We start from the raw sequence: 7,513 nt of genomic DNA on the forward strand, positions 1-7,513 counted from the left end.
CCACCGAGCAGCAGCCCGCCCCCGCCGCCGACGGCCGCGCCCGAGCCGACCACCGCACCGGCCGACGAGGAGAACCGCCTGCTCACCGTCTGCCTCGACCCACTCCAGCTGCCGCTGCTGGACCAGCTGCTCTGTCCCCGCGACGACGACTGAGCCGAGGCGCCTACCGTCCCCGGCTCCGGGTCACCCGTTGGCGTCGAAGTCGGGGACGGTGAGGGCGCCGTCGGGATCGAGTGGAAAGCCCGGGTTCCAGGCGATCTCCCAGACGTGCCCGTCGGGGTCGGCGAAGCAGCCCGCGTAGCCGCCGTAGAACGTCTCGCGGGCCGCTTGGGTGACGGCCGCCCCGGCCGAGGCCGCCGTGGCGAGCAGCTCGTCGACCTCGGCACGGGACCGTACGTTCTGCGCCAGCGTGATCCCGCCGAAGCCGTCCGCCCCGGGATCATCGACGCCGGCATCGGCGGCGAGCTGGTCGCGACCCCAGAGCACCAGCGCCGACCCGCCGGCCTGGAAGAAGACCGTCTCCTCGACCTGCTGGCCGCGCCAGCCCAGCCGCTCGTAGAAGGCGCGGGCCCGCGACAGGTCGGCGACCCCGAGGGTGATCAGACTGATTCGCTGCTCCATCGTCACACCGTCGCGTGGCGGACGGCCGCGGCGTCGCGGACCTGAATGGAGAGGTGATCGATCATGGCGCTCCTCCGGTCGGTCGTCGTCCCCACGCTAGGCCCCCACCGGTGACAAGAGCCGGCGACGCCGCGCAGGAACGTCCGCACATCGTCGGGGAGACCGGCAACCAGAGCCCGTTGCCGTACGTCCAAGGAGTATGCGTCGGAGCTCCGTACCCGAATTCCTGCTGGTCGGCGCGGCGACCGTGCTGCTGGTGGCCGGCTGCGGGCTGACGTCCGGCCGCTCCGGTGGTGACCCCGCTGCCGTCGCGGAACCGGTGAGCATGGAGCGGCTGCGGCAGCAGGCGCGCGAGGTGCTGGCCCGGTACGACGAGGCGGTGCGGGAGGCGGGCGGCGCGCCCGCCCCGGTGACGCCGCCGCCGTGGGATCCCGGCGAGGCGCTGGGCGCGAACGCGATCCAGTCCGCCACCACCTCGCGAGCCGGGCGGGAGATCACCGTCACCTTCTACGGAGCGCCGGGGCCGGCGAGCAGACCGTGCGGGGCCGACTACACCGCCGAGACGGTCGAGTCCGCCACGGCGGTGGCCGTCATCGTCACCGAGACAGCGCGGGGCACCGCCGACGTGTGCCCGGCGATCGCCGCCTGGCGGACGCTCACCGTGCCGCTCGACAGGCCGCTGGGTGAGCGGGCCGTGCTCGAGCTGCAGCAGGGTGTGCCGGTCGAGGTGACGGTCAGCGGATAGTCGCGCCCGCCGTCGACGGCGGGCAGTTGTCGGGCGAGGCTCGGGCCGACCTCGCCCGGCGGCGTGCTGTCATGTAGCCCGTGGAAGAGTCAGGGGTGCGGCGCACCATCGACACGGTGTGGCGGATGGAGGCCGGGCGGATCGTCGCCGCCATCGCCGGAATCGTCCGCGATGTCGGGCAGGCGGAGGAGTTGGCCCAGGACGCGCTGGTCGCCGCCCTCGAACAGTGGCCGCGTGAGGGCGTACCCGCGAACCCCGGCGCGTGGCTGACGACGGTGGGTAAACGGCGGGCCGTCGACCTGGTCCGCCGCCGGCAGACCGGCGAGCGGGTGGTGGGCGCGCTCGGCCGTGACCTCGACGAGCGGGTCGCCGTCGACTTCGACGCGGCCGTCGAGGACCCGATCGAGGACGACCTGCTCCGGCTGATCTTCGTGGCCTGCCATCCGGTGCTCTCGCCGATCGCGCGGGCCGCCCTGACCCTGCGGCTGGTCGGCGGCCTCACCACCGGCGAGATCGCCCGCGCCTTCCTCACCACCGAAGCGACCGTCGGGCAGCGGATCACCCGCGCCAAGCAGTCGCTCGCGAACGCCCGGGTGCCGTTCGAGGTTCCTGGCCCGGCCGAGCGCGGCGAACGTCTCGGCTCGGTGCTGGAGGTGGTGTATCTGATCTTCAACGAGGGGTACGCGGCCACCGCCGGCGACGACTGGATGCGTCCGGCGCTGTGCCAGGAGGCGCTGCGGCTGGCCCGGCAGCTGCAGGGCCTCATGCCCGGCGAGGCGGAGGTGCACGGCCTCGCCGCGCTGCTGGAGATCCAGGCGTCCCGGTTGCGCGCGCGCACCGGCCCCGACGGGGAGCCCGTCCTCCTCAACGACCAGGACCGCGGCCGCTGGGATCGGGTGCTGATCCGGCGCGGGCTGGCCGCCCTCGACCGGGCCCGCACCGACGACCCCGGCCCGTACGCCCTCCAGGCCGAGATCGCCGCCTGTCACGCGCGGGCGCACACGCCGGGGGAGACCGACTGGGAGCGGATCGCGGCGCTCTACGCGGAGCTGGCCCGCATCGTGCCCTCGCCCGTCGTGGAGCTGAACCGGGCCGTCGCGATCGCCCAGGCCCACGGTCCCGCCGCCGGTCTGGAGGCGGCCCGGGCGCTGGCCGACGAGCCGGCGCTCGCCCAGTACCACCTGCTGCCCAGCGTGCTCGGTGACCTGCTCGCGCAGCTCGGTCGGCACGACGAGGCGCGGCGCGAGTTCGAGCGGGCGGCGGCGCTGGCCGGCAACGCGCGGGAGCGGAACCTGCTGCTCGGGCGGGCCGCCGCCAGCGCCGAGTCGCCGGCTGCCACCACCTTGCCCGGCGTGTGACCGCCGTCACGAATTTTCCGGGGATCCGATGTCGGATCCCGGCCGGCGCGATCGACGCGCCAGTGAGAGCCACCAAGAGCCGCTGTTTCGAGAGGACACCCGAATGCGCTACATGCTGATGCACAAGCTCGACGAGGAGCAGCCCGGCACCTTCGACCCGAGCCCGGAGTTCATGGAGCGGATGGGCGCCTTCGTCGGCGAGGCCGCGCAGGCCGGCGTGCTGCTCGCGGGCGAGGGGCTGCTGAAGAGCAGCAAGGAGTCCGGTCGGATCACTGTCGAGAAGGGCAAGACCACAGTCATCGACGGCCCGTTCACCGAGACCAAGGAGCTCATCGCCGGGTTCGCGCTGATGGAGGTGCGGGACAAGGACGAGGCGATGGAGTGGGCGAGGCGGTTCGTGGACCTCTTCATCGCCGACGGCATCGACGTCGAGGTCGACGTCCGTCGCGTCAACGAGGGTCCTGTCGACTGACGTCGAGCCGCTACGTGGCGGGGGCGCGGATCCCACGGTCCGCGCCCCCACGTCTGTGCACATGTACGCCCGAGGTATATACCCAAGGTATACGCTCGGGGTATGGTGAGCGGCATGAGCGTTCCCATGACCCTCCTCGGCCTGCTCGAACGCGAGCCCAGCCACGGCTACGACCTGAAGCGCGACTACGACACCTTCTTCAGCCGCGGCAAGCCGCTGCCGTTCGGCCAGGTCTACGCCACCCTCAGCCGCCTCGTCCGGGACGGGAAGATCGTGGTCGGCGAGGTCGAGCCGGGCGTCGGCCCCGAACGCAAGCGCTACGTCATCACCGAGCGCGGCGCGACCGACGTCGAGTCCTGGCTCACCGAGCCCGTCGACGCCGAACCCAACCTGCAGACCGTGCTCTTCACCAAGGTCGTCCTGGCGCTCATGCTCGGCCGCCCGGCCGAGGAGTACCTCGACACCCAACGCGCCACCCACCTACGCCGGATGACGGAACTCACCGAGATCAAGCGCGGCGGCAACCTGGTCGACACCATGCTGGCCGACCACGGCCTCTTCCACCTGGAGGCCGACCTGCACTGGATCGACACCACTGTCGCCCGGCTGGACGCCCTGCGGGAAACGGTGGCGGGGCGATGAAGCCGATCGAGGCGCGCGACGTCGTCCTCTCCTTCGGGGAGACCCCGGCGCTGCGCGGCGCCAGCGTCTCCGTGGCACCCGGCGAGATCGTCGCGATCATGGGCCCGAGCGGCTCCGGCAAGTCGACGCTGCTGCACTGCCTGGCCGGGATCCTGGCCCCCGACGCCGGTGAGATTCACTTCGACGGCCGCCGGATCGACAACCTCACCGAGACCGAGCGCAGCCTCCTGCGCCGGCAGCAGTTCGGGTTCGTGTTCCAGTTCGGCCAACTCGTGCCGGAGCTGACCGCCGAGGAGAACGTGGCCCTGCCGCTGCTGCTCAACGGCGTCAAGCGGGCCGCCGCGCTCAAGCAGGCCCGACCCTGGTTCGCCCGGCTCGGCCTGGCCGGGCTGGAGCGGCGCCGCTCCGGTGAGCTCTCCGGCGGGCAGGCCCAACGCGTCGCGCTGGCCCGTGGCCTGGTCGCCCGGCCCGGTGCGCTCTTCGCCGACGAGCCGACCGGGGCGCTCGACTCGCTCACCGGCGAACAGGTCATGGACCTCCTGGTCGCCTCCGCCCGCGAGCAGGGCACCACCGTCGTGCTCGTCACCCACGACGCCCGCGTCGCCGCGTACGCCGACCGGCAGGTCATCGTCCGCGACGGCAAGGTGAACGCGCTGGTGCGCTCGTGATCCGCTTCGCGTTACGACTGTCGCTCTCCGGCGGCCGGGAGGCCGCCATCCGGCTCGCCGTCATCGCCACGGCGGTAGCGCTCGGCGTCGGCATGCTCCTCACGACGCTCGCCGGCATGAACGCGGTCGGCGCGCAGAACCAGCGGTACGCCTGGCTCAACACCACCGTGGCCCCGCCCTCCACCGATCCGGCGGCGGATCCGCTCTGGTGGCTGATCCGGGAGGACTACCACCGCGGCGACTCCATCGGCCGGGTCGACGTGGCCGCGTCAGGCCCGGACGCGCCCGTCCCACCAGGCATGCCGCGGCTCCCCGCGCCGGGCGAGTACTACGTCTCGCCCGCCCTCGACGAGCTGCTGCGGGCCACCCCCGCCGCCGAACTCGCGGACCGCTTCCCCGGCCATCGCATCGGCACCATCGGCCCGGCGGCGCTGCCCTCCCCGGACTCGCTGCTGATCGTCATCGGCCGCACCCCGGCCGAGTTGGAGCAGCTCGGCGGCCGGCAGGTCGACCAGATCATGGCCACCGCACCGAGCGACTGCCCCCACGGCTGCTACCTCGGCTACAACCGGGACGCCATGACGCTCGTGCTCTCCGTCGTCGCCGCCGCGCTGCTCTTCCCCGTGCTCATCTTCATCGGCACCGCCACCCGGCTCGCCGCCGCCCGCCGCGAGCAGCGCTTCGCCGCGATGCGGCTGGTCGGCGCCACCCCACGGCAGATCTCCGTGATCTCCGCCGTGGAGTCCACAGTCGCGGCCGCCGTGGGCACGGTCGTCGGGTTCGCGCTCTTCCTCGCCCTCCGGCCGGCCGTCGCGGCGATTCCGTTCACCGGCGACCGGTTCTTCGCCGCCGACCTGTCGCTCACCCCCGTCGACGTGCTGCTGGTCGCGCTCGGCATCCCCCTCGGCGCGGTCGTGGCGTCCTGGCTGGCGCTGCGCCGGGTGCAGATCTCCCCGCTGGGCGTGAGCCGGCGCGTCACGCCGAAACCGCCCCGCGCCTGGCGGCTCATCCCGCTGGTCGTCGGGCTCGCCGAGCTGGCGTACTTCATCGGCCGTCGTCCCGGCTCGACCAACGGCCAGCTCGCCGCGTACCTCTCCGGGTTCCTGCTGATCCTGGTCGGGCTGGTGCTCGCCGGGCCGTGGCTGACCATGATGGGCGCCCGGGTGCTGGCCGGGCGGGCGAGCCGGCCCGCGGCGCTCATCGCCGGGCGGCGGCTCGCCGACAACCCGCAGGCCGGCTTCCGGTCCGTCAGCGGGCTGATCGTGGCGCTCTTCGTGACCAGCGTGACGACCGGCGCCATCACCACGTTCGTCGCCAACCGCGCCGCGCCGAGCACCACCTCGGTGGCCGCCACGTCCCTGTCGAAGATCTTCTGGCCCGAGGACGGCCCGGCGCCGACCGCCGGCCAGGTCCCGGCCGGCCTCGCCACCATCCCCGGTGTCCGCAGCGTGACCGTCCTGCACCGCAACCCCGACCGGGACGGCTGGCAGGGCCTGGTCACCTGCGCCGAACTGGACCGCGTCGAGGTGTTCGGCGGCTGCCCCGCCGGCGCCCAGGTCGCCGAGGTGCCGGTCGACCTGATCGGGCTCAGCGCCGACGACCTCGCCGACGGCGGGCTCGTCTGGGAGGCCGCCGACCTCGCCGCCACCGAGGTCGACCGGCAGCCGATCCTGTCGGTGGTGGTCAACACCACCAGCCAGTCCGGCTTCGAGCAGGCCCGGACGACGCTGAGCAATGCCTTCCCGACCGGACGCTTCCCGGCCAGCGGCGCCGAATGGGAGGCGAACGGCGCCCGGCAACTCGTGCAGTTCCAGCAACTGGCCAATGTGGTCATGCTGGCCAGCCTGCCGATCGCCGGATGCAGCCTGGCGGTGAGCGTCGCCGGTGGGCTGAGTGACCGGAGACGCCCGTTCAGCATGCTGCGCCTCACCGGCGTACGGCTGCGCACCCTGCGCCGGGTGGTGGCGCTGGAGACCGTCGTGCCGCTGCTGGTCGTCGCCGCGGTGGCGATCGGGATGGGTTTCCTGGCCGCGCATCTGTTCCTGCGGGCGCAGCTGGACTACACGCTGCTGGCGCCGAAGCCGTCGTTCTGGCTGCTGGTGGCCGGCGGTCTGGTGGTGTCGCTGGGCATCGTCGCGTCGACGCTGCCGCTGCTGGGCCGCGTCACCGGCCCGGAGACCGCGCGCAACGAGTGAGTCCGCACGGGGGGAGGGGCTCGGCGATCTCGGCGAGCCCCTCCGGCCGTCTCCGCCGTATCAAGGGGCGGCGGCACCCGTCACGGGTCCCCAGTCTTCGTGGTTCGGCAATCTCCGCGTCAACCCTCGCTCAGTTCTCCCGACCTCGCTCGTCACCTACGGCCGGAACCATCACTGCGGTTCCGGCTGATCTCCGAGCGAATGAGGGTGCGTGGTGTCTGCCCTGGACGGTGCCGCCCGTCGCGTCCAACGGTGGTCCTGGGTGGTGCTCCCCCTCGCCTTCGCCGGAGTGCTCGTCCCGGAGCGGGCCTCCGCGCATCCCTTCGGCGCTCCACAACGGATCGAGGTCAGCGGTGTCGGCGACCACGACGTGCGGGTCCGCTGGATCGTCGGCGGCACCGACGACCTGACCATGCTCGGCATCGCCCTCGGCGTGCTCGGCGAGGACCGGGTGCTGCTCGACGGGGCCGTCACCTACGAGCCCGCCGACGCCGACGCGCTGGGCAAGGCCCCCGAGTTCGCCGCATACCTGACCGAGCGGATCGCGGTGACCCAGGACGGGAAGCCGTGCCCGGGCACCGTCGACGTCGCCGACGACCTGGCGGGCGGCGGGGCTGAGGTGCGCTTCACCTGCCCCGCGCCGGTGAGCACGGTGACCGTGACGTCCCGGATGCTCACCGACCTGCACGAGGCGTACCGGACCTTCGCCAGCGGCCCCGACGGGCAGAAGGCCGTCTACGACGGCGCGCACGAGTCGGCGGACTGGCACCTGCGCGCCGGCGCGGCCACCGGCCCCCGCACCCCGTCGGCCC

8 protein-coding genes are annotated in these 7,513 nt (G+C 73.3%); 7 read left to right on the forward strand and 1 reads right to left on the reverse strand.

What is annotated here, in order from left to right; translation table 11 throughout:
• Positions 1 to 183: 183 nt before the first annotated feature.
• Positions 184 to 621: a VOC family protein gene (locus E1211_RS28810; RefSeq protein ID WP_132352839.1), complete on the reverse strand. Its 438-nt coding sequence runs from the start codon at positions 619 to 621 to the stop codon at positions 184 to 186.
• 199 nt (positions 622 to 820) lie between these two features.
• Between E1211_RS28810 and E1211_RS28815 the strand changes: the two genes are divergently transcribed.
• The 7 genes from E1211_RS28815 to E1211_RS28845 all read left to right on the forward strand — a co-directional run.
• Entirely contained in the window at positions 821 to 1,366 is a 546-nt protein-coding gene (locus tag E1211_RS28815) for a hypothetical protein (protein WP_132352841.1), read from the forward strand.
• A gap of 125 nt (positions 1,367 to 1,491) precedes the next feature.
• A complete protein-coding gene (locus E1211_RS28820; RefSeq protein WP_132352851.1) occupies positions 1,492 to 2,724 on the forward strand; it encodes an RNA polymerase sigma factor in 1,233 nt (410 codons plus the stop codon).
• A gap of 103 nt (positions 2,725 to 2,827) precedes the next feature.
• Positions 2,828 to 3,196, forward strand: coding sequence for a YciI family protein (locus tag E1211_RS28825; RefSeq protein ID WP_132352843.1), 369 nt, complete (start codon positions 2,828 to 2,830; stop codon positions 3,194 to 3,196).
• 114 nt (positions 3,197 to 3,310) lie between these two features.
• Complete coding sequence (locus E1211_RS28830; RefSeq protein WP_132352845.1) at positions 3,311 to 3,838, forward strand: PadR family transcriptional regulator; 528 nt, start codon at positions 3,311 to 3,313, stop codon at positions 3,836 to 3,838.
• Positions 3,835 to 4,506, forward strand: coding sequence for an ABC transporter ATP-binding protein (locus E1211_RS28835; protein ID WP_132352847.1), 672 nt, complete (start codon positions 3,835 to 3,837; stop codon positions 4,504 to 4,506). The genes E1211_RS28830 and E1211_RS28835 overlap by 4 nt, the downstream gene beginning before the upstream one ends.
• The gene (locus E1211_RS28840) at positions 4,503 to 6,701 is read left to right on the forward strand and encodes an FtsX-like permease family protein (protein WP_132352849.1); all 2,199 of its coding nucleotides are present in this window, start codon (positions 4,503 to 4,505) and stop codon (positions 6,699 to 6,701) included. Before E1211_RS28835 ends, E1211_RS28840 begins: the two co-directional genes overlap by 4 nt.
• Positions 6,702 to 6,912: 211 nt before the next feature.
• A partial coding sequence (locus tag E1211_RS28845; protein ID WP_207915549.1) for a hypothetical protein occupies positions 6,913 to 7,513 on the forward strand: 601 nt, incomplete at its 3' end.

The sequence above is a fragment of the Micromonospora sp. 15K316 genome, from assembly GCF_004348525.1.
Taxonomy (GTDB): Bacteria; Actinomycetota; Actinomycetes; order Mycobacteriales; family Micromonosporaceae; genus Micromonospora.

Bases quoted from the DNA above. Each gene is read 5' to 3' on its own strand.
- E1211_RS28810 (WP_132352839.1), bottom strand. From the start codon at position 621: ATGGAGCAGCGAATCAGTCTGATCACCCTCGGGGTCGCCGACCTGTCG.
- E1211_RS28815 (WP_132352841.1), top strand. From the start codon at position 821: ATGCGTCGGAGCTCCGTACCCGAATTCCTGCTGGTCGGCGCGGCGACC.
- E1211_RS28820 (WP_132352851.1), top strand. From the start codon at position 1,492: ATGGAGGCCGGGCGGATCGTCGCCGCCATCGCCGGAATCGTCCGCGAT.
- E1211_RS28825 (WP_132352843.1), top strand. From the start codon at position 2,828: ATGCGCTACATGCTGATGCACAAGCTCGACGAGGAGCAGCCCGGCACC.
- E1211_RS28830 (WP_132352845.1), top strand. From the start codon at position 3,311: ATGAGCGTTCCCATGACCCTCCTCGGCCTGCTCGAACGCGAGCCCAGC.
- E1211_RS28835 (WP_132352847.1), top strand. From the start codon at position 3,835: ATGAAGCCGATCGAGGCGCGCGACGTCGTCCTCTCCTTCGGGGAGACC.